Below are 22,134 nucleotides of genomic sequence, written 5' to 3'. Positions count from 1 at the left end.
GTCTTTAGGCTTTTGCTAAATGATGGCTTAAAAAGAATCTTTGGGTCGGGTCATTCGTTATATCTCTGACTAACGCGTCAGAGGATGCCACTGCTACCCCTCACGCAAGAATTACTCAATGCCTATTGTCGCACTTTACTTCAACGGGTTGTTCTTTTTTGTCCATAAAATAAATCAGGCTGCATCCAAAAGAGTGATAATTAAAACCGAATATTACTTCGGGTTTTTCTTTAAATAGTTGTCCTGTATATTGTGAATCTAATTCAGTAAAATCTGAACCTTCACCGCTGTAGAGCATGGTGTCGATTATTTTTGTCTTTGTTTTAGCATCGATGATTAATAGGTGCTTGGCCCAAACGTAATTGTACCTCAGAAAATTTTGAATAAAGTAGCTTTTGTCTTCATTTTTATAAGTGTAGGCTTTTTCAGGAATCATTTCGGGATGATTTTGCCTACTTCTAGTGTAAGGAATTTCACTGCTGTTGATTTCTTTCCATTCAATGTTTTTGAGCTTGTCTTTGAGAAAAGGATTTTTTTGACCAACATAGACTAAGCTGGCCTCATCATGATTTCCTTGATTTAGCAATAATTCATCAACTTCAAAACCAATCATGTACTCGTGCTGAGTGAGTTCATATTTGCCTCCAATTTCATAAGGACTTAGCATGGCAACAAGCTTGGCCAAACTAACAGGGATAGTGCTGAGGGAATTGTTGACATAGTCATAAATAAAAATTGTGTCGTTTTCTGATGTATTTGTTCCATCTAAAAACCGGGTTCGATACTCTGCGTTTAGCGTGAAATAAGCTATTTCTGAAGCATTCATTTCTTTCAGTTCTGGAATCGCTGCGGAGTCGGGATGAGGAGATAATGGATAAACCTCCGACATGGAAATCATGTTCCGCATTTGATGAGGATCTCCAAAACTTGTTAGACGGAAAAGATTGAAGTCTTGGGCAAGGCTTATGGATTGAAATAGGGACAAAATGATAAACACTTTAGTTGTTAACTTCATATCTTAAGTATTTGGTGCTATAGTTCTTTCTTAACCAAAATTAAGAAAAAACACTGCAAGTGCTACTTTCAAACTTTATGAAGTCTGTATATTGAGATCAACAAACTAAAAATTAAAATCTATACTATGAAAAAGTTACTATTGATTAGCACAACTATTGCCATGTCTTTTGCCTTTACATCTTGTGAAGAAAAGACGGTAGGAGATGAAATGGAGGATGTTGGAGAAGAACTAAACGAAGCTGGTGAAACGGCAGGCGATCAAATCGAAGAGAAAACGGAAGAAGTGAAAGAGGATATTGAGGAATAAAACGTGATTTTTTCACTGTCTAACCTTCATCTTTTCAATTATTTATATCTTTACGCTATCTAATAATAGTTTACTAAAATTTATCTTATGAAAAAAGTATTTATTTATGCTACAGCATTTGCTTTTGCAATGACATTCACTGCTTGTGAAGAGAATACAGTAGAGTCTGAAATGCAGGATGTTGGAGAAGAGTTGAACGAAGCTGGTGAAGCAGCAGGCGACAAAATTGAAGAATCAACTGAAGAGGTGAAAGATAATGTTGAAGAGTCTGCGGAAGAAGCAGGAGACAAAATCGAAGAAACTTCAAATGATGTTGAAGAATCTGTAGAGAAAGGTGCAAACAAAGTTGAAGCGAAAGCGACTGAAGCAAAGCAAGAGGTGAAAGAAGCAGTGAATGAGCACCCAGCTAAAACAAATGAACACCCTGCAAAGTCTCCAGCTAAAGATGCGCCAACTTTGCAAAAGAAATAAATCTTGCTTAATTGAAGAAATTCAATTCAAAGAGAAAAGAGCTTATTCGTAAGCTCTTTTTTTGTTTGTAACTCTAGCTTGTTCGATTTGAAAAACATCTTGGGTTGTGCGCTTAATCAGGTGTTTGATTTATTAGCTATAGCACTGGAGTACCTTAAGCGCACTTTTTTAATTCAACTACCATAGTAAACTACAATGCTTTTTTATCGCGCCCTAAAACCCACAAAAGAAATGGGCTAGTGAAGTCCTTTATTTCTCGTTTTCGTATTTGCTTTTATACTTATCATAAAGCTTGGTTTGAACATTTGTTAAGTCAATAAACGCTCCGTTTACCATGCCTAAAATTAAATTGTTGCTTCTCATATCCAAAGGTGTTCCCTTGTTTACAAATAAAGTAGCTAACTTTCCCTCCTCTATACTTCCGGCTAATTTTTCTATGCCCAATATTTTTGCAGTATTTAGAGATATTGCTGATATTGCCTCTTCTTCTGTTAATCCATAGGCCATTGCTGTTCCTGCTAAAAATGGAATATTTCTCGTATTCATCGTTTCCATTCTTCCAGAGTTTTGAATGCAAAATAAAACACCAGCCTCTTTGAGCAGGTAAGGTAGGCGATAGGGTAAATCTATTGGATCGTCTTCGTTGGATGGCAGGGTGTGACCTCCTTTTATCATAACAGGAATATTGTATGCATTTAATTGATCTGCTACTTTATAAGCGTCATAGCCTCCAATGATTACAGGGAATTTTATCTCAAGCTCGCGTTGAAAGTCAATAATATCTAATAAAGCACGCATTTCATCAGCGTGTATATATAACCTTTTTTCTCCTTTAAAAAGTTCTCTCATCGCTTCAAAACGCGGGTCAAAGAGGTCTTTTGTTTCACTATAGCTCAATGCTGCTTCAAAAAACGCCCTAATTTCCTTTAGTCGGCTACTGTAGTTATCATTAGATTTTTTGGTAGGAGAAGAGGAGTTCCAATTCCCGCCCACAGCAGTGGATGGCCAATTCAAATGAATACCATCATCTTTTTTGATTACTGCGTCCTCCCAATTCCAAGCATTTAAACTCATAATAGAGGAAGTTCCAGAAATTATGCCGCCCTCAGGTGTTGCTTGTGTGTATAGAACACCGTTCGTTTTTACTGTTCCAATAATTTCAGATTCTGCATTGTATGCCGTTAGTGATCGCACATGCGGATTGTATGTCCCTACTTCTCTAAAATCTCTTGTGGCACGCACAGCGTCTATTTCTGTTAAACCTAGTTTAGAGTTTGGAGCAAAAAATCCAGGGTAAACATCCAAGCCTTTTAAATCAATAATAGTGTCCCATAAGGTAGGGTCTAGGTTGTGTGTAAGTGCATTATCGACTAAAATAATTTTATTGCCTTTTATTCCTATGAGTCCTTGGTTGATCACTTTTCCATTTCCAACATGGACCGTTCCCTTAGAAAGCAACATTGTTTTCTGCGCTGTTCCCGAAAGTCCAATAAAGTAAGTAAGTGCAATCGTTAATAGTATTTTTATTGCTTTCATTTTTTAATGTTTTGAGTCTCCAATACTGTCACAATGCCAATGTTTTTCCTTTTTTTTCACGAAAGGTTTCTTGGCTTCTCCATTCTGATTTTCACTGAGCATTTTGGTAATTATTCGTGCTTTCTCAGTTTGAATGCGGTAAAAGTGATCTACGCTTTTATAAGAATCATAAAGCAACTCTCCGTCCACAAATGTTTTGACCACCTGCGCATTTATGCTTAATGGATTGTCTGACCAAATTACAACATCAGCATCTTTTCCTTTTTTCAAACTTCCCATTCTTTCGTCAAGATGTAAAAGTTTGGCAGGATTTAATGTCACCATTTTCCATGCATCTTCTTCAGACATTCCACCGTATTTAATAGATTTAGCAGCCTCTTGGTTCAAACGACGTCCCATTTCGGCATCATCAGAGTTAATCGCTACAACAACACCTTGCTCCTGCATTAAATTTGCATTGAAGGGAATAGCATCTTTCACCTCATATTTATACGCCCACCAGTCAGAAAAAGTACTCCCGCCAGCACCATGTTGCGCCATTTTATCTGCCAATTTGTAACCTTCCAAAATATGAGTGAAAGTATTTACGGTGAATCCCATAGAGTCTGCAACTTTCATCAACATATTTATTTCACTTTGTACATAACTATGGCAAGAAATAAATCGTTCTCCATTTTTAACCTCCCAAACGGTTTCTAATTCCAAATCCTTAGCTGGAGGTAAAATATTTAAACGCTCCGCCTTTTTAGTGGAAAGTGCATTGTACTCCTCCCATTTTTTCTTGTATTCTTCAGCGCGAATGAATGCGTCGTAGAAAACCTGTTCAACTCCCATTCTTGTCTGCGGAAAACGTACTGTTTGATGAGTTCCCCAATTGCTTTGTTTCACATTTTCCCCCAAGGCAAACTTGATGAATTTAGGCATGTCTTTCACTAACATTTCCTCTGGAGAATAGCCCCACTTTAGTTTGATAATTGCAGACTGACCGCCAATTGGATTAGCTGAGCCGTGAAGTAATTGAGAAACGGTAACTCCACCGGATAATTGCCTGTAAATATTGATGTCATCATTTCTTACTACATCGGCTATGCTCGCTTCTGCAGAAATAGCTTGTCCACTTTCGTTTACTCCTTTTGAAATGGCAATATGCGAATGCTCGTCAATAATTCCAGAGGTAACATGCATTCCATTACCATCTATTTCTATTGCATTGGCTGGAATGCTAAAGGTGCCTGTTCCTACAAAATCTATTTTCCCATTCTTAAGCACGATGCTTGCATTCTTAATTACTCCTTTCGCTTCATTGGTCCAAATAGTGGCATTTCTAATAACGTATGTTTTTGTTTCTGGTAATGAGTCCAGCCCATACGCCATGTTAGGAAACCAAACTTTTCCAACTGAATTTGTGTCCACCTTTACTTTGTTTTTTTCCAAATCCTCAGGGTCTACTTTGTAGCCCGAGAGTTGTATTCCAGACCATTTTGCCCATGTTCCATCGGGCAGTTGTGCGTTACCAATGAAAGCATCAATTTTCGGACTGAAATTTCCGTGTAAAGTAATTACGCCTTCATATTTGTTGTCTTTTATCTCGAAATAGAAAACAGCGTCTCTGTAGTCTACTTTTACGCCTACTTTTGATGTCAATGTATCCACCCTTGTTTTCATTGTGGAGGAGTCGGTAATTTTTTTGTAACTCACTGCAGTTCCTGTTGGTTTTTCTGCCGAACCTTTAATATCGACAACGTAAGAAGTTTCAGGAAGGCTAATTCTGTATTTTCCACGAATGTCAATTTCAGGTGTGTTGCTTATGAGATGTTGTTTCCCAATCGACCAAGATTCTTCCAAAATAGCATTCTTCATTTCAAATGGGTCTTTGTCGAAAACGGAGAAACTAGCAATTTTACCTTCGTCCAAAGTTCCCAATTGATCTTCCATATTGAAAATCTCAGCAGGAATTGTTGTTAATGCTGCTAAAGCATCCTCTCGCGATAAACCTCTTTCGAGCACACTATGAAAATGTTTCCAAAAGTCTTCTGCTTTGGTATGTCCTTTTGAGGAAATGGCAAACTGCACATTATTCTTTTTCAACAAGTATGGATTTGATGGAGCCAATTCCCATTCCTTTAAATCACCTAAAGGGATTTGTTGAGAAATATAAGGGTCACCTACGTCATAAGCTGCCGAGAAGTTGATAGGTAAAATCATCGGCTGTTTCCAGTCTTTGAAGTCATGAATTTGTTCAAACTCATTTCCACCGCCAACAATCACGAATTCCAATCCAAATTCTTCCGCTATTTTTTGAACTCTTAAAACTTCTAGCTTGTCATTTACACTAAAGATTATTGGGCCAGAAAGTTGCTTATTTAATGCTGCTAAGGATAAATTTGCAGCAATCGATTCCTCGTGGTTTTTATAGTATTCGGCATCATAAAGTGCTTGACGCAATAAAGCGATTACCCCCATTTGTGATGAAGGGTAGGTTTGCCTAGACACTCCTTTTTCAAGTGAGAAGTATGCAGCACCATTCGCTTTTAAAATTGCTTTTTTATAAGGAATATCCCCTAAAGCGACCAAAGCTCCATTTCCACGTGCAATCCCATCATCGATGTGTGTGGCAGCAACTGAAAACCCCATTTTTTGTAAAGTTTCCGAAGCTTTTTTATCTACCTTGAATTCATTGGCAGCATTAACTTCGGGGTGAATGGATTCATTCCAATAATATGCGCCCTCTTTGCTGGTTTCAATCTGCGGATCCTCAGCGTTTTTTGAAACTTCTGCTTTAGGAAGTCCAACCGATGAGTAGCTTTCAATAAATGAAGGAACAATTGTTTTTCCTTCCATATCCATTACAATTGCACCATCGGGAAAGCGAACTAATTTTCCAACAGAAATGACTTTTCCGTCTTTGATGACGAGTGAACCTTTCTTGATTATTTTTTCTGGACTTACGATTATTTTGGCATTTCGCAAAACGTAGGTTGAGGGCTCAGATTTTTTCATTCCGTTGTTGGGAACAGGAATTTGACCAAAAGAAAAAGTAACAGTAAATAGGAGTAAAAATGACAGAAAATATATTGTTTTCATTGACCTTTCATATTTAAAGATGCGAAATTAATCATTTATAAAGAATCGATAAATCAATTCAGTTGATTTTAGGTATATTTGACCAAAAAAATAAACAAATGAAAGGATTAATAGCAGCTCACTCAGGCTTAAGGTACATTGTATTGGCATTATTGGTAATTGCCATCTTTAATGCAATAGCAAATTTAAAATCAAATAAGTATGAAAAGAAGGATAAAATGATCAATCTTTTCGCAATGATTTTCATTCATATTCAATTGTTGTTGGGGTTGGTTTTGTACTTCATCAGTCCAAAAGTTCAATTCGTGAAAGAAACAATGAGTGAACCAATTTTGAGGTTTTACACTGTAGAGCACATCTTATTGATGGTCATTGCAATCATTTTTATCACATTAGGAAGGAAAAAGGCGGAAAAGCAAGCAGAACCAGCTAAGCGTCACAAGATGATATTGAGATATTATGGTTTAGGTTTATTAATTATTTTCATTGCCATTCCTTGGCCATTTATCTATAATGTTGGTGCTGGATATTTCTAGCCAAAATTAGTTAAGAGTAGTCTTATTGTTGGAAAATATACGTAGTATTATTGAATGGAAATAGGTAAATTATCAGAGGAGTTAGAAGGAGAAAAAGCCGTTTTAGTTGGTGTAATTGAACAAAACCAATCTGAAGCAGAAGCGATTGATCACATTGACGAATTAGAGTTCTTAGCACTTACTGCTGGAGCAATAACAGAAAAGAGATTTCTGCAAAAGCTTCAAAGGGCAGACTCTAAAACTTTTCTAGGCTCAGGTAAAATCGAAGAGGTAAGAAAATACGTTGTTGATGAATGTATTGACATGGTGATTTTTGATGATGAACTTTCTCCATCCCAATTAAGAAATATTGAAAAAATAATGCAGGTGAAAATTCTGGATAGGAGTAATCTGATTCTGGATATTTTCGCCTCGCGTGCTCAAACTTCACATGCGAGAACACAAGTCGAATTGGCGCAATATCAATATTTATTGCCCCGATTGACCAATATGTGGACCCACCTTGATAAGCAAAAAGGGGGAATCGGGATGCGTGGTCCAGGTGAGCGTCAAATTGAAACTGACCGTAGGATCATTAAAGACAGAATCACCTTATTAAAGAACAAACTTAAAAGCATTGATAAACAAAAAGCTGTTCAACGCGGAAATCGTGGGCAGCTTGTTCGTGCTGCATTGGTGGGTTACACCAACGTTGGGAAAAGTACAATCATGAATGCTTTGAGTAAATCAGAAGTGTTTGCTGAAAATAAACTTTTTGCAACCTTAGATACAACTGTAAGAAAAGTGGTGATTGAGAACCTTCCTTTTCTGTTAACGGATACGGTAGGTTTTATAAGAAAACTTCCTCACCAATTGGTTGAATCATTCAAATCTACATTGGATGAGGTAAGAGAAGCCGATTTACTGATTCATGTTGTAGATATCTCTCATCCAAATTTCGAAGACCATTACCAAGTGGTCAACGAAACCTTAGCAGAAATTGATAAAACAGACAAACCAACAATTGTTGTTTTTAATAAAATTGACGCTTATCAATATACTCCGCAAGACGAAGATGATTTGTCACCTAAAAAGAAAGAGAATTACACTTTGGAGGAATTAAAAGCGCAGTGGATAGCAAAAATGGATACGAATAAATGTGTATTCATCTCAGCACAAGAGAAACTCAATTTTGATGAGTTGAAACATGTGGTTTACGAAGAGGTGAAAACCATTTTTCAAATTCGATATCCATATAATAACTTTTTGTACTGATTCTTCATTCATAGTGGATACAATCCCCGACGAACTTAGCTTTGCCATAGCGCACGATGAAGTCAGGTTGATCAAAAATGGTTGAAGATTGATGTTTTCAAATCAAAGCGCTAATGAACAGAGTATTATTAACGGGGGCTACAGGAAATGTTGGAGAGGAGGTCTTGCGACACCTTTATACCTATAGTAATAAATGTGAAATTGTTGCAGGAGTACGTGATGTGAATCGTGCTAAAAGTAAATTAGCGATTTTAGAATCAATTGCTTTTAGAAAGTTTGACTTCGAAGATAGTGCTACTTTTGTCTCTGCCTTTCAAGAAATAGATATTTTGTTTCTACTTCGGCCGCCTCACATATCAGAGGTCGAAAAATATTTTAAACCCTTATTAGAAGCGGCTAAAAAAGCGGGAATTAACAAAATTGTTTTTCTCTCTGTTCAGGGAGCGGAAAAAAGCAAAGTAATCCCGCACAACAAAATAGAAAGACTAATACAATCGCTTGACTTTGAGTACATATTTGTGAGGCCAAGCTATTTTATGCAGAATTTGACTACAAGCTTAATTTCAGAAATTCAAGAGAAAAGAACAATTACTTTACCCTCAGGAAAAGCCAAGTTCAATTGGATTGATGTGAAGGATATTGGTAAAGCCACTGCGGTTTTGTTAAGTTCCTTCGATTCACATAGAAACCTAGCCTATGAAATTACAGGTTCTGAAAATTTAGATTTCTATCAAGCATCCGAGTTGATTTCTAAAGAAATAGGAAGCGAAATTAATTTTAAAAGCATCAATCCTATTCGGTTTTACTTCAAAAAGAAAAAGGAGGGAATAGAAAGTGCTTTTGCTATTGTAATGACGATTTTGCACTTTTTACCTAGATTACAAAAGGAACCAGAAATTTCTGATAATTTTAAGAAATTGACGGGAAGTAAACCAACAATTTTAAAGGAGTTTGTTGAGAGAAATAGAGCGCTGTTTCTAGGTTAGTGTGTTTATTCTAAATTTTCACGAATATATTTATTCTATTGAACAAAGCGTTCCCACAAGATTTAATCTTGTGGGAACTTTTTTTATTTCTTGGCCTATTCCCTCATCAATAAGCCACAAAAAAAGCTTCTCGCTAAATGTCGAGCTTATTTCGAAATGAAAAACAGATCGAAAAATATTGACCTGATTTTACTTGTAATTGACATGTGGGTATTAGATAGCCATTGTTTTATAAATTGATTCCACTTAAAGTTACCACTAATTTCAATTTAAAACCTTTGAGATTAGTTTAGTATGACTTATTGAAGATTTTGTAATCAACAAAAGAGATTCCACAATACTCGGTATTTTCGAAATGACAATCAATAATATATAACACCTATCATTCCGAAGGAGATAAACGACTGAGGAATCTCATTTTGATTATCGTTAAAAATTAATTTGGCTTCAAAGTCATAGTTTATAGCTAGTTATTTCTATTATAAAGAACTGGTATGATAGCGGGTAAACACTTTTATAATATAACAAATCGCCACGAATTAATGTGCCCCCCTTTTTTATTGAAAAATAACCCTTAAAGGCTACGTCGATAAACCCACCGTACCACTACACAAATATGAAAAACCCAAACTGAGTACAATAAACTTCAACCAATTCGTCATTCCTAATTCCAACATTCGTAATTGATTCTCTAAACCATCACAAACTGATGATCTTTCAACAAAGCCCTCAGCGCTGGATCTGGCCCTAAAAACTGTTCGCCAAATCTATCCATTTCTTCTTTCGTTTCTTTAGATAGATTTTCTTGAATTTCTTCTATGTATGTTTGACCAATAACAAAAGGTGTCATTTGTGGAATAATCTTTCCTCCTTGAAATTGACCTACAATATGATATTCATCGTTGAGTTTGATTTCTTCATCCGAGAACAAACAATTAGATTTCCAATCAGCTCTCCAGTCTTTGCTCCACCGACTTTGACGTTTTTCTAAAAATGAAGCGCCGCCCATCATTTTCATGAGATAAGCCTTTGATTCCTTACTCATTTTTTCAGACTGCTTTTCAGCACACGGAACACAAATCGCTACTTCAAACAAAGTTACATCCTGACCTTCGTCTACTCTTTTGTAGGCTTTTTCAATGGTGTAAGGCGTGCTTCCATTACTTAGTTCTCGCTCACAAATTTTGCAAGCCGTAAAGGGTTGATCGTCGCTGTCTGAGTTAAAATCGTTGGGGATCTCTAAATTCATAATTGTCAAATATTCAAAAAGTTCTGAATTAGCTTTTTTGCTCTTGTTTTACTTCTCTTCTTTAATAGCTTTTAAATAGGTTTTCAAGCTTTGTTCATCTTTTTTATCCAAAATAAGCAAACGATTATCAGCTTCTACAACAATATGATTGTCCAAGCCTTGAATAATCGCTAATTTATGATTGGGTAAATTAATTAAGCAATCAGTAGATTTAAAAACATGAGTATTGTCTCCTTTTACACTGTTTCCGTTGACATCTTTATCTAAATGATCGAAAAGGCTACCCCAAGTTCCTAGGTCGCTCCAGTCAAAATCGGCTAAAATAACATCCACGTTTTTCGCGTTTTCCATTACGGCAAAATCAATTGAAATGTCTTCGCAGTTTCTAAAGGCTTCGTTTACAAATTCATATTCTCCTGGTGTATTGTAGATTTTAAAATTATCGCAGAACAATTCGTGTAAATCCGGTTTGAACTTTTTAATGGCTTTCAATATGGTTTTGGCTTTCCAAACAAAAATTCCCGAATTCCAGTAATAATCTCCGCTTTTAAGAAAAATTTCAGCCATTTCTCGATTGGGCTTTTCAGTAAACTGCTTCACCTTCGAAATTTGACCTGCAATAATATCTCCGTCCTGGTGGAATTGAATATAACCGTACCCCGTGTCTGGACGTGTAGGTTTTATTCCTAGCGTAAGAATTCTATCTTCTTTATCCGAGCGAATGAGTGCCGTTTCAATGATGCGATCAAATTTTGATTCTTTTAAAATGAGATGATCCGAAGGCGCAACTATTAAGTTGGCATCTTTATTAATGGCATATATTTTTGCAGCTGCATAAGTAACACAAGGTGCAGTATTTTTTCTTTCTGGCTCAGTTAAAATCTGATTTCCATGAAGAGCAGGCAATTGTGTTTTTACTAATTCTACATAATTTTCATTGGTAACGATGAAGATGTTTTCGTCGGGAACAACATTGCGCAAACGTTCGTGTGTCAATTGAATCAATGTTTTACCAATTCCTAAAACGTCTAGAAATTGCTTTGGGTATTCTTCAACAGACATAGGCCAAAAACGGCTACCAACACCACCCGCCATTATTACTGCGTAGTTATTCTCTCTCATCATTCCTCTTTTAATGGCTCAACTTCCGCCAATCGATTGACGAGATATTGTTTGCCAGTTTTTACTTCCGTGCAAAGATACTTTCTTCTGCGTAATATTCCGCGTTGAAAGGTCATTTTACCCAGTCTAAAGTACATATTGTTACCAATGTTCTCAAGGAGTTCCTTTTTGTGAGCATCTTTATTAAACGCTCTAAGGGCTCTCATTAAATGAATGTCAGAGCAGCTCGAAGCTTTTAAATTATTCAAACTGCGAAGAAGAGCCTGTTCTATTGATTCTGGAAGTTCTTTTTTCTCTAAAACTGGAATCAAGAGTCTTTTGAACTCACTTTTCCACTCTTGTCCATGGGGTAGCACCTTTCCTCCGTATTTAATATAAGTGGTCATGTGTGCAAATTCATGAACTGTGGTAATTAAAAACGCATAAGGATTTAGATCACCATTTATGGAAATACGATGTGGTTCTCCACGAAAAGGTGGTCTGTAATCTCCAGCTTTAGTTTTTCTTGGTTTGCTAATTCTAAAGGCGATATTTTCAGAAAACATTAAGTCTACAATATAAGGAATGTAGCACTCTGGGATGTAGCGTTCTAAGGCTTTGGTTATATTTTGTCTTTTCGAATTCACAGCTCAAATGTAATTATAAGTTTATTTTTTATCGAATAATTTGTCTCGTTTAAGAATAAGCTATTAATTTAGCATAGTAATGAGCTATATAGTAAGCATAGGAAAATACGTTGGAATGATGAAAGAGGTGTTCTCTAAGCCAGAACGCTTTAAAGTATATTATACCCGTACAATATCAGAGATTAATACAATTGGAATAAATTCGGCAGGAATAGTGGCTATTTTATCCGTTTTTATGGGGGCTGTAATTGCATTGCAAACCGCCTCAAATATGGATAGTCCCTTACTCCCCAAGTATACCATTGGTTACATCACCCGATCCAGTACCATTTTAGAGTTTTCTCCAACCATTATTTCGCTTATTCTAGCGGGTAAGGTGGGTTCTAATATTGCTTCCGAAATTGGAACAATGAAAGTAACTGAACAGATTGATGCTCTTGAAATAATGGGGGTGAACTCACTGTCTTTCCTTGTTTTGCCAAAAATAATTGCCGCTGTTTTCTTTTTTCCATTCTTAATTATTTTTTCTATGGGATTAAGCATTCTGGGGGGGTATTATTCTGTTACAGCATCTGGTTTAGCTTCGCATGAAGAGTTTGTTTATGGTGTGCGCGCTTTCTTCAAAACAAGCGATATTATTTATGCTTTGGTGAAAACTTGTGTTTTTGCATTTATCATTGTGTCAGTGTCTTCCTTTTACGGGTATTATACCAAAGGTGGAGCGTTAGATGTGGGGACTTCCTCTACCCATGCAGTGGTTTGGAGTAGCATCGTTATTCTATTGACCAATTTTGTACTCACCCAATTAATTCTGATGTAATGGTTGAAGTGAAAGGTATAAATAAATCATTTGGGGATAATCACGTTTTGCATGATTTTTCGGCTAAGTTCGAAGCAGGAAAAGTAAACTTGATTATTGGTCAATCCGGACAAGGAAAATCCGTTCTTACCAAATGTATTGTTGGTTTAATGGAGGTAGACTCTGGAAGCGTTCTGTACAACGATAGAGATTTCTCTAAGATGAACAGAAAAGAACGAAAAGGAATCAGAACAGAGATTGGTATGCTTTTTCAAGGTTCAGCACTTTTTGATTCCATGACAGTGGAAGAAAATATCATGTTTCCTTTAAAGATGTTTACCAAAATGTCTAAGAAGGAAATGGAGGATAGGGCTAATTTTTGTCTGGAACGTGTTGATTTGGTGGGTAGAAATAAACTTTTGCCTGCTGAGTTGAGCGGTGGGATGATGAAGCGTGTTGCGATTGCCAGGGCAATTTCCATGAAGCCAAAATACTTGTTTTGCGATGAGCCCAATTCCGGTTTAGACCCAAGTACTTCTATATTGATAGATAACCTTATTCAGGAAATTACTTATGAATACAATATGACAACAGTGGTGATTACTCATGATATGAATAGTGTAATTGAAATTGGAGATCATATTGTTTTTATATACAACGGGAGAAATTGGTGGCAAGGAACTAAAGAAGAAATCATTAAAACAGACAATAAGGAAATTAATAATTTCGTTTATGCTTCCAAATTTATGAAGACCTTAAAAGGGAAGTTGGCTTAAAATAAAAGATTTAGAATATGAAAATTTATCACAATCCTCGCTGTTCCAAAAGTAGAAACGCTTTACAATTATTAGAAGAAAAAGGGCTGGATGTAGAAGTTGTGAAATACTTAGAGAATACTCCAAGTAAAGCGGAATTGAAAGCTTTGTTAAAGAAGCTAGATATGAAAGCGGAGGACATTGTAAGAAAAGGAGAGGCAGCGTACAAAGAGCATTTTAAAGGAAAAACCTTAAATGATGACGAATGGATCACAGCATTTGTAGAATATCCAAAATTAATTGAACGTCCAATTTTTATTAAAGGTGAAAAAGCAGTTGTGGGAAGACCACCCGAAAATGTGCTAACACTATTGTAGACAATCAGGGGTCAAGAGGTGTTCGGTCGAAATTAGCCTTTCACTGATCCTATGAAAACTGAAAAAAGCATAAGCGAAGAGCTGGATGTAGATGCTAGTATAGAGAGATGGTTTGAATTTACCTTTTCCAATACGCGAATAAGTTCCTAAAATTCTTTCACTTCAAACGGATTAAAGTTCCCCATGGCTTCCACTTCTTTAATGGTGTTTTTCTCCACACGTAAGACTCTTCCTGGGAATTTCTCAACTAATCCCATGTCGTGTGTTGCCATTAGCATTGCGGTTCCTTCTTTGGCGATAGCATGCAACAAATTCATGATAGCTCCGGAAGTTTCAGGGTCTAGGTTCCCCGTAGGCTCATCTGCTAAAATCAACTCTGGATTGTTAAGAAGCGCACGGGCAATAGAAACTCTTTGTTGTTCCCCGCCCGAAAGCTCATGGGGCATTTTGTAAGCCTTTTCCTCAATTCCTACCATACGCAAAACTTCAAGACCGCGTTGCTCCATAATTGCTTTCTTTTTCCAGCCGGTGGCTTTCATGACAAAAAATAGATTTTTCATGACAGAGCGGTCTGTCAACAGTTGGAAATCTTGAAAAACAATCCCAATTTTTCTTCTCAATAATGGAATCTCACGTTTCTTGAGTTTGTTTAAATCATAGCCCACAACTTCTCCTTGACCATCAACAAGACGCAAGTCAGCATACAAGGTTTTCAAAAAACTACTCTTTCCAGAACCCGTTTTACCAATCAGATAAACAAATTCTTTCGAAGAAATTGTTACGTTAACATCTTGCAGAACAGTTACTTTTTTCTGCTCAACTCTTCCCTGAATAATATTGATTACCTTCTCCACAGTTAATTGTTTTTACAAAGATGATTAAAATAATAAAAGAAAATTAGGTCAACAAATAACAATCTTAACAGAAATGCGTTTAAAACTTTTCACAGCTTGCCATTTTCCCTTGGCTATACTCCCTATTTTTATAGGTTAAAGTAAAAGTATTTATTAAAGTCTTACGATGATTACAACGCGTGGTTTTATTTTTCTCGTTTCTATACTCCTATCTGCAGTAGTTTGGAGTCAATCCACTGAGAAATATAGTGGAGATTATGCAGATTTTTATCGTGCAGAGGAATTGTTTGAAAAAGAACAGTACAGTGCTGCCCGTGAGGTTTTTACAACTTTTTTAGAAGGGTTTTCTGATCCTCAGGATCCTCAATACATCAAAGCAAGATACTATGTTGGAATTTCGGCTTTGGAGTTGTATAATACAGATGCCGTGAAAATATTGATGGAATTCAATAATGAATATCCAGAAAGCATATACAAAAATGGAATTTACTTCAAGATCGGCGAGCATTTTTATCAGCGTAAGAAATATAAAGATGCCAGAGAATGGTTGTACAAAACAGATCCCACGCAGATTGATACCGCTCAAGTCGCAGCTTACCATTTTAAGTTAGGTTATTCCAATTTTCAACTGAGTGACTACACTGCGGCAAGAAATGAATTCTTCGATATTAAAGATGGCAATTCTAGTTATAGCGCTCCAGCCTTGTATTATTATTCGCACATAGCTTACAAAAATAAAACCTACAGTGAGGCTTTGGTTGGTTTCTTGAAACTGAGAGAGAATCCTACTTTTAAGGATGAAGTTTCGTACTACCTCACTCAAATCTATTATTTACTTGGAGACTATGAGAAAGTCACAGAATTTGCCCCAAATTTCTCGGCAGAAGAGAATGGAATTGCCAATAATTCTGCTGAAATGAATCTGCTAATTGGAGATGCTTATTACAAAGTTGAGAAGTTTGATGAGGCAGTTGCTTACCTGGAAGATTATAGCAATAGAAAACCAATGTCTCGCGATCAAAGTTATGCATTGGGCTACGCTTACTTCAAAAGTAATAATTATGAAAAGGCCATTCGCTTGTTTGATCGTGTTTCAAGAACTGAAGATAAGTTAGGACAAACTTCTTTTTATCATATTGCGCAAGCTTATTTGTACAAAGAAGAACTCAATTACGCAAGAACAGCATTTAGGTCGGCAGCAGGGCTGAACTTTGACCCTATAGTTCAAGAAGATGCTTTGTATAATTATGCGGTTTTATCTTATAAGCTAGACTATAATCCATATAACGAAGCCATTAAAGCATTTGAATTGTTTTTAACTGAGTTTCCAAATTCTGAGAGAAAAGAAGATGTGTATAGTTACTTGGTCAACGTTTATTCGAGTACAAAAAACTATGCAGAAGCATTGAAATCATTAGAACGCATTCCGAATTTAAACATCAAATTAAAAACAGCTTATCAGGTGGTTTCCTATAATATGGGAATTGAGAAGTACGAGCGTGGCGATTTTCCAGGTTGTATTTCAGCACTTAAAGGAGTGGCGAAATATGATGTAGATCCAATGATTACCGGAAAAGCCAAGTTTTGGGAGGCAGATGCGCATTACATGATGAAAGAATGGAGTTTGTCGCTTCAAGAATTTAGAGAGTTCTTAAACGTGCCGGGAATGAATGATGTAGAATTGAAGCAATCGGCATACTACAACATCGCTTATATCTATTTTGAGCAAGAAGACTGGACACAAGCCATTCAAGCTTTTAGGACTTTTACGCAGTTAAATGATATCCAAAACGAGAATAAATTGGCGGATGCCTTCGCTAGAATTGGTGATTGCTATTATACAAAAGAAGACCCAGATTTTCAGAAGTCCGCCATGAATTATGAAAAGGCACTAAGCTACAAAATTGCGAAGAAAGATCATTACCTCTATTCCTTATCCAAAGTGTATAAGCTCATTCCAGGAAAAAGAGCTGAACAGATTTCTACTCTAAATAGAATCCTAAAAGATTTTCCAAAGTCATCATTCGTAATTCCAGCGAAATTTGACATTGCCATGAGTTATAAAAATGGCGGAAACTATGACAATGCACTCATTAATTTTGAACACATAGTCAATAACTATCCAGATAACATTTTGGTTAAAGACGCCTTGATTGAGATTGCTGATATTAAGTTTAAGCAAGAAAAGTATCAGGAATCTGAAAGCTATTTCCGTCGTGTTTTAAGTGAATTTACTTTGGATGATCCAACATGTAAAAGAGCAACGCAAGGAATTGTAGATGTGTACAGAGCAACGCGTCGTCAGGATAAAATCGTTGGTTTGAGTAAAGAATATGCTTGTGCCGATATTTCTGAAGATGATGAAGAGATTTTCTTTTATGAAACAGCAAGTGAATTATATGTCAACGAAAATTATGATGAAGCTATTCCAGAGTTAAATAAATATTTGAACCGTTATCCGAATGGCAGATTCACTGTTCAATTGTTGAGCTATTTGGCAGATATTTATTACCAACGTAGTGAAGAAGAATTGGCAATTACTTATTACGAAAACATCATCAACAGACCAAATTCAGCTTTTACAGAAGAGGCATTGGTGAGAACGTCGAAATTGCTATATAACAATGAGGAGTATTCGCGTGCTTTGCCTCATTATGAAAAATTGGAAAGTTTGGCTTCGAAAGCTCAGATTGTTTTCAATACGCGTGTTGGACTAATGCGAACTAATTTCATACTTGAGAATTTCGCAAAAGCTGCTATTGCCGCCAATAAAGTATTGCAAGATGAGTTGTTGGATGACAAAGAAATCAGAATCGAAGGAAATTACATTGCTGGAATGTCGATGTTCGAGATAAAAGAATATCAAAAATCATTGCCTTTCTTGCGTTGGACAGCAGACAATACGGGGAAAGTTCGTGGAACCGAAGCGCTTTATACTTTAACCTATGCCAATTATCATTTAGAAGATTATGCAAAAGCGGAACAATTGCACAATGAATTGTTGCAGCGAAAACCAGCTTATGACTATTGGATTGCGAAATCATTGATATTGCAAACAAGAGTTTTCATGATGAAAGATGATTTGTTTCAAGCAGAGCAAACGATTGATTTAGTAATTAAAAACTACCCGAATCAAAATGATGGTGTATTGATAGAAGCAGATAAGGTAAAGTCTGAATTGATGCAATTGAAAAACTCACCAGACGATTTCGAGGACGATACAAACAGAATGATTGACATAAATAATGGAGGCGATGAATAAGCAGATGGTTTTATTTTTTAGCGCAGTGACAAGCGTATTTTTCTCTATGCCATTGGCTTTTGGTCAGGGTGGAGGTGATGTAAATATTGTTACGGATTCAGATCGTTCAATTACACCTGCATCTCGTATTTATTTGCGTCCAAAAATGATTGATACGGCAATTACTTCACCTGTTTTGGTTTATCCTTTACTGGTTTTAAAAGAAGAAACTTCTTTTGAGGTGGAGGGAATTGAGCCGGCAAATATTCGTCATCGTCCACAACTTTCTCAGTTGTACAACGGCTACGCTAAAATTGGTGGAGGAAGTCGATTGAGAGGTTTGGGAGAAGTGTATTATAACTCGACACGTTCTAGAAAATACAATTGGGGAGCACATGCTTTACATCATTCAGAATGGGGTGAAATTAGCGAATATGCACCTTCGATGTATGATAAAACAAGCGTTAAAGCCTTTGGAAAAGTGGAAGAAAGTCGTTTTTCTTATGGTGGAGGAGCGCATTATTTGAACCAAGGATTGCATTATTATGGATTTCAAAATCCCGATGCCGATAGAGACAGCATCAAACAGCGCTATCAATCTTTTGGTTTCAATGCTTTTTACGATTCTCACAAGAAAGATTCAGCCATGTTGAATTATAGAATTGGTGTAGAATACGATAATTTCAGCGATAGAAAACCAGAAGCCGATAGTTTGTCAGACTGGCGAGGTAGAGAGAATTTCATTGGAATTAAAACCAGTTGGCAATACAATACAAGTTCGAATGTCTTATTGTCCAATCTTCGTGCGGATTTAGATATCGGTTATAACGGTTATAAATATGGCATTGGAGATACTTCAATTGCACTTTTGGACACCGGAATAGTTTCCAAAAACACAGTAATCCAATTGCGACCAGTAACCAGCTTTTATGGAATGAATGAAAAACTTCAATTCAAAGTAGGAGGGGAGTTTGCTTTGGATGTTCATGAAGAAACGAAAGCCAGCCTATATCCGATTGCAGAAGTGCGTTATTCTTTATTTGATGATATTTTTATTCCTTACGCGGGAGTTGAAGGAGGATTAAAGCAACAACGTTTCGCGCATTTGGCAGCCGAAAATGAATTTATTGGCTCTAATAACCAAATTAAAAATGAAAGCAGATATAAGTTTCATTTCGGGATTAAAGGAACATTAACTTCTCGCATTAGTTTTAATGCCAATGTTGCCTTTATGAACTGGAGAAATCACGCTTTGTTTATCAACGACACCATTTATTCTTCAGGAAATCAATTTCGAGTAGAATATGATACAGTTGCGGTAACCACAATTTCTGGTAGCATCTCTTATCAACAAGACGAAAAATTAAAAATTGATCTTATCGGTCGTTTTAATACTTACGCAGCCAACAACAATCCTTATGCATGGAATCTTCCACAATTGGAATTAATTACGAGAGGAACGTACAATATTGCAGATAAATTAATTGCTAAAGTTGATTTTTCGTTGGAAACAGGGCGTAATGCACGCGTTTTTGACCCAACATTGGAAGGAGCAAAGCTTGAGGATGGAATGTATTTCAAAAAACTAGGAGTTTTGGCGGATGTGAATATTGGAGCAGAATTTAGGTACACACCACGTTTATCCATCTTCGCTAATTTCAATAATATTGCAGCACAAAATTACCAACGCTGGAACGGATATCCAGTAAACGCATTTCAATTTATGGCAGGATTGACCTTTAGGTTTTAAGGAGATTGTATTTGAATGCTAAGATAAAAAAACGCTTTTTCAACTATTAATAAAGAAACAATTCCTATCTAGAAAATGCTGGTTCGGAGAAACTCTCCCTTTGGAGGGAGATACAGAGGGCGGATTTGCTGTACCGAGATTTTGGTTTTAGACTAGTCAAAGTCTAATATCTAAAATCTAAATATCTAACATCTAATTTTCAATACCATGTGTCTAATAGCATTTGCATACAACGTTTCTAAAGAATATCCCTTAATTCTTATCGCCAACAGAGATGAGTTTTATGATCGTCCTGCACAAAAAGCGCATTTCTGGAATTCAGAAAGTGAGCCTGAAATTCTTGCAGGAAAAGATTTACAAGGAGGAGGAACTTGGTTTGGAGTGAGTAAAAATGGCAAGTGGGGAGCCGTCACCAATTACAGAGATATTGAAAATATTAAGGAAAATGCGCCAACACGAGGGAATTTAATTCCTGATTTTCTAAAGTCTTCAGATTCAGCGGAAGAGTATCTTTCTCAATTAAAGATGAAGGCTGCTGAGTACAATGGTTTTAATTTGCTTCTAGGAGATGAAAATGGAATATATCATTATTCGAATATTTCAAATGCCATTACTAAAATACAACCTGGAATTCATGGAGTAAGTAATGCTTTGTTAAACACGCCTTGGCCGAAATTAGAATTCGCAAAAAGTGAATTAGAGGATAAAATTCAAAGTCATAATTTGAACCAAGAAACATTGTTTACCATTCTTAAAAACGAAAAGAAAGCCGATGTGGATCAACTGCCCAAAACAGGATTAACAGATGAATTAGAAAAGCAACTGTCCTCTATTTTTATCGATATTGACAATTATGGAACACGCTGTTCTACTTTGCTTTTTATAGATAAAAGTAGAAAGATGAAGTTTGTGGAGCGGACTTATGATGCTGGAAATATTGAAAAAGGAGAAGATGTGGTGTTTGGGTTTTAGAAGAATGTTTTGGTAAATTCGATTTGTAAGATAAGCTTCCTTTTGTGCAGAATGACTTGCTGTTTTTTGAAAAAAAAAATGACGGATTTGTCAAGTATTTTAGTCAATTCATTAAAAATTATTGCTTGATAATTCTAAATACTTTGCTCTCATTATTATCAATTACACGTAAGAAATATATTCCACGTTCAAACCTACTCAGATCAAACGTTTTATTGTTTCCAGAGAAATTTTCGAAGTGATATACTGTTTTTCCTAAGCTTGAAAAAATAGTAATTGTTGAATTTTTCAGTGCTTTACCAGATACCGACATGTTGATATTTCCATGCGTCGGATTAGGGAAAACAGTTATTGAGTAGGTGTTTTCTTCTTCAAATAATACAGATTTTATTGTTGAGTACTCGTAGTCCCCATTAAAATCAGTTTGTTTTAATCTGTAGTATTGAAAACCTATTTCAGGTTCTAAATCGTATAAGGTGTATTCAATTTCATAAGTAGAATTTCCAGCACCGTTTATTTTGCCAAGGCTTTTCCAGTTATATCCATCTGTTGATTTCTCAACAGTAAAATAATCATTGTCTCTTTCACTTAAAGTGACCCATTTTGTCCTGACTCTGTCAATCTCTTTAATTGCATCAAAATATAGAAGGTTTATTGGTAGTGGAATTAGGGGTGTACAAGTTTCTGGATCAACGACAATATGAGAGAATTGGGCAAAACCATCCGCATTCCCGCCTGAAAAAGGTGAAACAGATATTGAATAACAGATCTCATTGGTCGTTTGAAAGCTTGAAAATCCGTCTGCCAAACCACCGGCAAAAGGAGTGATAGTTATAGCATTACAAGAATCACCATACCTAATATTTGAAAAACCATCTGCAATTCCTCCTGAAAATGGATTGACGGATATGGAATAGCAGGTGTCGCCAAACCTTGAACCTGCATATCCATCGGCTACACCACCACTAAAAGGACTAACTGCAATAGCGTTACAGACGTTGCCAAAGTGAGCCTTAGCAAACCCACCGTTTATTCCACCCGAAAATGGAGAAACAGAAATTGAATTGCAGTTGTTGGTAGCGAGGAGTGCATTGCTGCTTCCATCAAACTTACCGCCCAGAAATTGTGAATTGCCATGGAATTTGAGTAAGGTGAAAAGTAACGCAATAAAAGAATATCTTGCTGTTATAGCCATGAT

At 36.3% G+C, this 22,134-nt stretch carries 19 protein-coding genes; 11 read left to right on the top strand and 8 right to left on the bottom strand.

Going from position 1 to position 22,134, the window contains the following annotated elements; translation table 11 throughout:
- Positions 1-115: 115 nt before the first annotated feature.
- Positions 116-1,015, bottom strand: a complete 900-nt coding sequence (locus tag DIT68_RS13685) for a hypothetical protein (RefSeq protein ID WP_146194226.1) — start codon at positions 1,013-1,015, stop codon at positions 116-118.
- 126 nt (positions 1,016-1,141) lie between these two features.
- Here DIT68_RS13685 and DIT68_RS13680 point away from each other — a divergent pair, with 126 nt between their 5' ends.
- Both DIT68_RS13680 and DIT68_RS13675 read left to right on the top strand, forming a co-directional pair.
- Positions 1,142-1,324 (top strand): hypothetical protein, encoded by a 183-nt coding sequence (locus DIT68_RS13680; RefSeq protein ID WP_109360382.1) that lies wholly within the window; start codon positions 1,142-1,144, stop codon positions 1,322-1,324.
- An 87-nt stretch (positions 1,325-1,411) separates the two neighbouring features.
- Positions 1,412-1,795: a ring-infected erythrocyte surface antigen domain-containing protein gene (locus DIT68_RS13675; RefSeq protein WP_109360381.1), complete on the top strand. Its 384-nt coding sequence runs from the start codon at positions 1,412-1,414 to the stop codon at positions 1,793-1,795.
- Positions 1,796-2,044: 249 nt separating this feature from the next.
- Here the strand turns inward: DIT68_RS13675 and DIT68_RS13670 are convergent, their stop codons facing one another.
- Complete coding sequence (locus DIT68_RS13670) at positions 2,045-3,331, bottom strand: amidohydrolase family protein (protein ID WP_109360380.1); 1,287 nt, start codon at positions 3,329-3,331, stop codon at positions 2,045-2,047.
- A 3-nt stretch (positions 3,332-3,334) separates the two neighbouring features.
- Complete coding sequence (locus DIT68_RS13665; protein ID WP_109360379.1) at positions 3,335-6,415, bottom strand: amidohydrolase family protein; 3,081 nt, start codon at positions 6,413-6,415, stop codon at positions 3,335-3,337.
- Between the two features lie 98 nt (positions 6,416-6,513).
- Here DIT68_RS13665 and DIT68_RS13660 point away from each other — a divergent pair, with 98 nt between their 5' ends.
- The 3 genes from DIT68_RS13660 to DIT68_RS13650 all read left to right on the top strand — a co-directional run bounded on the left by DIT68_RS13660 (position 6,514) and on the right by DIT68_RS13650 (position 9,191).
- Positions 6,514-6,951 carry a cytochrome B gene (locus tag DIT68_RS13660; RefSeq protein ID WP_109360378.1) on the top strand — a complete coding sequence of 146 codons (438 nt, stop codon included), beginning with the start codon at positions 6,514-6,516 and terminating at the stop codon, positions 6,949-6,951.
- A 54-nt stretch (positions 6,952-7,005) separates the two neighbouring features.
- Positions 7,006-8,205, top strand: coding sequence for a GTPase HflX (hflX, locus tag DIT68_RS13655; protein ID WP_109360377.1), 1,200 nt, complete (start codon positions 7,006-7,008; stop codon positions 8,203-8,205).
- 113 nt (positions 8,206-8,318) lie between these two features.
- Positions 8,319-9,191, top strand: a complete 873-nt coding sequence (locus tag DIT68_RS13650) for an NmrA family NAD(P)-binding protein (protein ID WP_109360376.1) — start codon at positions 8,319-8,321, stop codon at positions 9,189-9,191.
- A 691-nt stretch (positions 9,192-9,882) separates the two neighbouring features.
- On the opposite strand, the gene DIT68_RS13645 is transcribed toward DIT68_RS13650, so the two are convergent.
- The 3 genes from DIT68_RS13645 to DIT68_RS13635 are packed head-to-tail and all read right to left on the bottom strand — an operon-like array spanning position 9,883 to position 12,188.
- Positions 9,883-10,440: a hypothetical protein gene (locus DIT68_RS13645; protein WP_109360375.1), complete on the bottom strand. Its 558-nt coding sequence runs from the start codon at positions 10,438-10,440 to the stop codon at positions 9,883-9,885.
- A 48-nt stretch (positions 10,441-10,488) separates the two neighbouring features.
- Positions 10,489-11,562 carry a mannose-1-phosphate guanylyltransferase gene (locus DIT68_RS13640; RefSeq protein ID WP_109360416.1) on the bottom strand — a complete coding sequence of 358 codons (1,074 nt, stop codon included), beginning with the start codon at positions 11,560-11,562 and terminating at the stop codon, positions 10,489-10,491.
- The gene (locus DIT68_RS13635; RefSeq protein WP_109360374.1) at positions 11,562-12,188 is read right to left on the bottom strand and encodes a SprT-like domain-containing protein; all 627 of its coding nucleotides are present in this window, start codon (positions 12,186-12,188) and stop codon (positions 11,562-11,564) included. The genes DIT68_RS13640 and DIT68_RS13635 overlap by 1 nt, the downstream gene beginning before the upstream one ends.
- A gap of 79 nt (positions 12,189-12,267) precedes the next feature.
- Here DIT68_RS13635 and DIT68_RS13630 point away from each other — a divergent pair, with 79 nt between their 5' ends.
- From DIT68_RS13630 to arsC, 3 genes are read left to right on the top strand one after another with little or no spacing between them, the layout of a single operon-like run.
- Positions 12,268-13,008, top strand: coding sequence for an MlaE family ABC transporter permease (locus DIT68_RS13630; protein WP_109360373.1), 741 nt, complete (start codon positions 12,268-12,270; stop codon positions 13,006-13,008).
- Positions 13,008-13,763, top strand: coding sequence for an ABC transporter ATP-binding protein (locus tag DIT68_RS13625; protein WP_109360372.1), 756 nt, complete (start codon positions 13,008-13,010; stop codon positions 13,761-13,763). Before DIT68_RS13630 ends, DIT68_RS13625 begins: the two co-directional genes overlap by 1 nt.
- 17 nt (positions 13,764-13,780) lie before the next feature.
- A complete protein-coding gene (gene arsC / locus DIT68_RS13620; RefSeq protein ID WP_109360371.1) occupies positions 13,781-14,119 on the top strand; it encodes an arsenate reductase (glutaredoxin) in 339 nt (112 codons plus the stop codon).
- A 146-nt stretch (positions 14,120-14,265) separates the two neighbouring features.
- On the opposite strand, the gene DIT68_RS13615 is transcribed toward arsC, so the two are convergent.
- Complete coding sequence (locus DIT68_RS13615; protein ID WP_109360370.1) at positions 14,266-14,973, bottom strand: cell division ATP-binding protein FtsE; 708 nt, start codon at positions 14,971-14,973, stop codon at positions 14,266-14,268.
- A 166-nt stretch (positions 14,974-15,139) separates the two neighbouring features.
- Here DIT68_RS13615 and DIT68_RS13610 point away from each other — a divergent pair, with 166 nt between their 5' ends.
- From DIT68_RS13610 to DIT68_RS13600, 3 genes are all read left to right on the top strand, one after another.
- Positions 15,140-18,235, top strand: a complete 3,096-nt coding sequence (locus tag DIT68_RS13610) for a tetratricopeptide repeat protein (protein WP_109360369.1) — start codon at positions 15,140-15,142, stop codon at positions 18,233-18,235.
- Positions 18,228-19,964 (top strand): hypothetical protein, encoded by a 1,737-nt coding sequence (locus DIT68_RS13605; RefSeq protein WP_146194225.1) that lies wholly within the window; start codon positions 18,228-18,230, stop codon positions 19,962-19,964. Before DIT68_RS13610 ends, DIT68_RS13605 begins: the two co-directional genes overlap by 8 nt.
- 207 nt (positions 19,965-20,171) lie before the next feature.
- Positions 20,172-20,936, top strand: coding sequence for an NRDE family protein (locus DIT68_RS13600; protein WP_109360367.1), 765 nt, complete (start codon positions 20,172-20,174; stop codon positions 20,934-20,936).
- Positions 20,937-21,054: 118 nt separating this feature from the next.
- Here the strand turns inward: DIT68_RS13600 and DIT68_RS13595 are convergent, their stop codons facing one another.
- Complete coding sequence (locus DIT68_RS13595; RefSeq protein ID WP_109360366.1) at positions 21,055-22,131, bottom strand: T9SS type A sorting domain-containing protein; 1,077 nt, start codon at positions 22,129-22,131, stop codon at positions 21,055-21,057.
- Positions 22,132-22,134: the final 3 nt, after the last annotated feature.

The organism is Brumimicrobium oceani (assembly GCF_003143775.1).
Classification (GTDB): domain Bacteria; phylum Bacteroidota; class Bacteroidia; order Flavobacteriales_D; family Crocinitomicaceae; genus Brumimicrobium; species Brumimicrobium oceani.
The sequence above is the reverse complement of the archived record's forward strand: the minus strand, read 5'-3'. Positions and strand labels throughout refer to the sequence as shown.

Coding starts and splice junctions, on each gene's coding strand:
- DIT68_RS13665 (WP_109360379.1), bottom strand. CDS start 6,415: ATGAAAACAATATATTTTCTGTCATTTTTACTCCTATTTACTGTTACT.
- DIT68_RS13640 (WP_109360416.1), bottom strand. CDS start 11,562: ATGAGAGAGAATAACTACGCAGTAATAATGGCGGGTGGTGTTGGTAGC.
- DIT68_RS13685 (WP_146194226.1), bottom strand. CDS start 1,015: ATGAAGTTAACAACTAAAGTGTTTATCATTTTGTCCCTATTTCAATCC.
- DIT68_RS13675 (WP_109360381.1), top strand. CDS start 1,412: ATGAAAAAAGTATTTATTTATGCTACAGCATTTGCTTTTGCAATGACA.
- DIT68_RS13645 (WP_109360375.1), bottom strand. CDS start 10,440: ATGAATTTAGAGATCCCCAACGATTTTAACTCAGACAGCGACGATCAA.
- DIT68_RS13660 (WP_109360378.1), top strand. CDS start 6,514: ATGAAAGGATTAATAGCAGCTCACTCAGGCTTAAGGTACATTGTATTG.
- DIT68_RS13630 (WP_109360373.1), top strand. CDS start 12,268: ATGAGCTATATAGTAAGCATAGGAAAATACGTTGGAATGATGAAAGAG.
- DIT68_RS13670 (WP_109360380.1), bottom strand. CDS start 3,331: ATGAAAGCAATAAAAATACTATTAACGATTGCACTTACTTACTTTATT.
- DIT68_RS13605 (WP_146194225.1), top strand. CDS start 18,228: ATGAATAAGCAGATGGTTTTATTTTTTAGCGCAGTGACAAGCGTATTT.
- DIT68_RS13600 (WP_109360367.1), top strand. CDS start 20,172: ATGTGTCTAATAGCATTTGCATACAACGTTTCTAAAGAATATCCCTTA.
- hflX (WP_109360377.1), top strand. CDS start 7,006: ATGGAAATAGGTAAATTATCAGAGGAGTTAGAAGGAGAAAAAGCCGTT.
- arsC (WP_109360371.1), top strand. CDS start 13,781: ATGAAAATTTATCACAATCCTCGCTGTTCCAAAAGTAGAAACGCTTTA.
- DIT68_RS13680 (WP_109360382.1), top strand. CDS start 1,142: ATGAAAAAGTTACTATTGATTAGCACAACTATTGCCATGTCTTTTGCC.
- DIT68_RS13625 (WP_109360372.1), top strand. CDS start 13,008: ATGGTTGAAGTGAAAGGTATAAATAAATCATTTGGGGATAATCACGTT.
- DIT68_RS13610 (WP_109360369.1), top strand. CDS start 15,140: ATGATTACAACGCGTGGTTTTATTTTTCTCGTTTCTATACTCCTATCT.
- DIT68_RS13650 (WP_109360376.1), top strand. CDS start 8,319: ATGAACAGAGTATTATTAACGGGGGCTACAGGAAATGTTGGAGAGGAG.
- DIT68_RS13595 (WP_109360366.1), bottom strand. CDS start 22,131: ATGGCTATAACAGCAAGATATTCTTTTATTGCGTTACTTTTCACCTTA.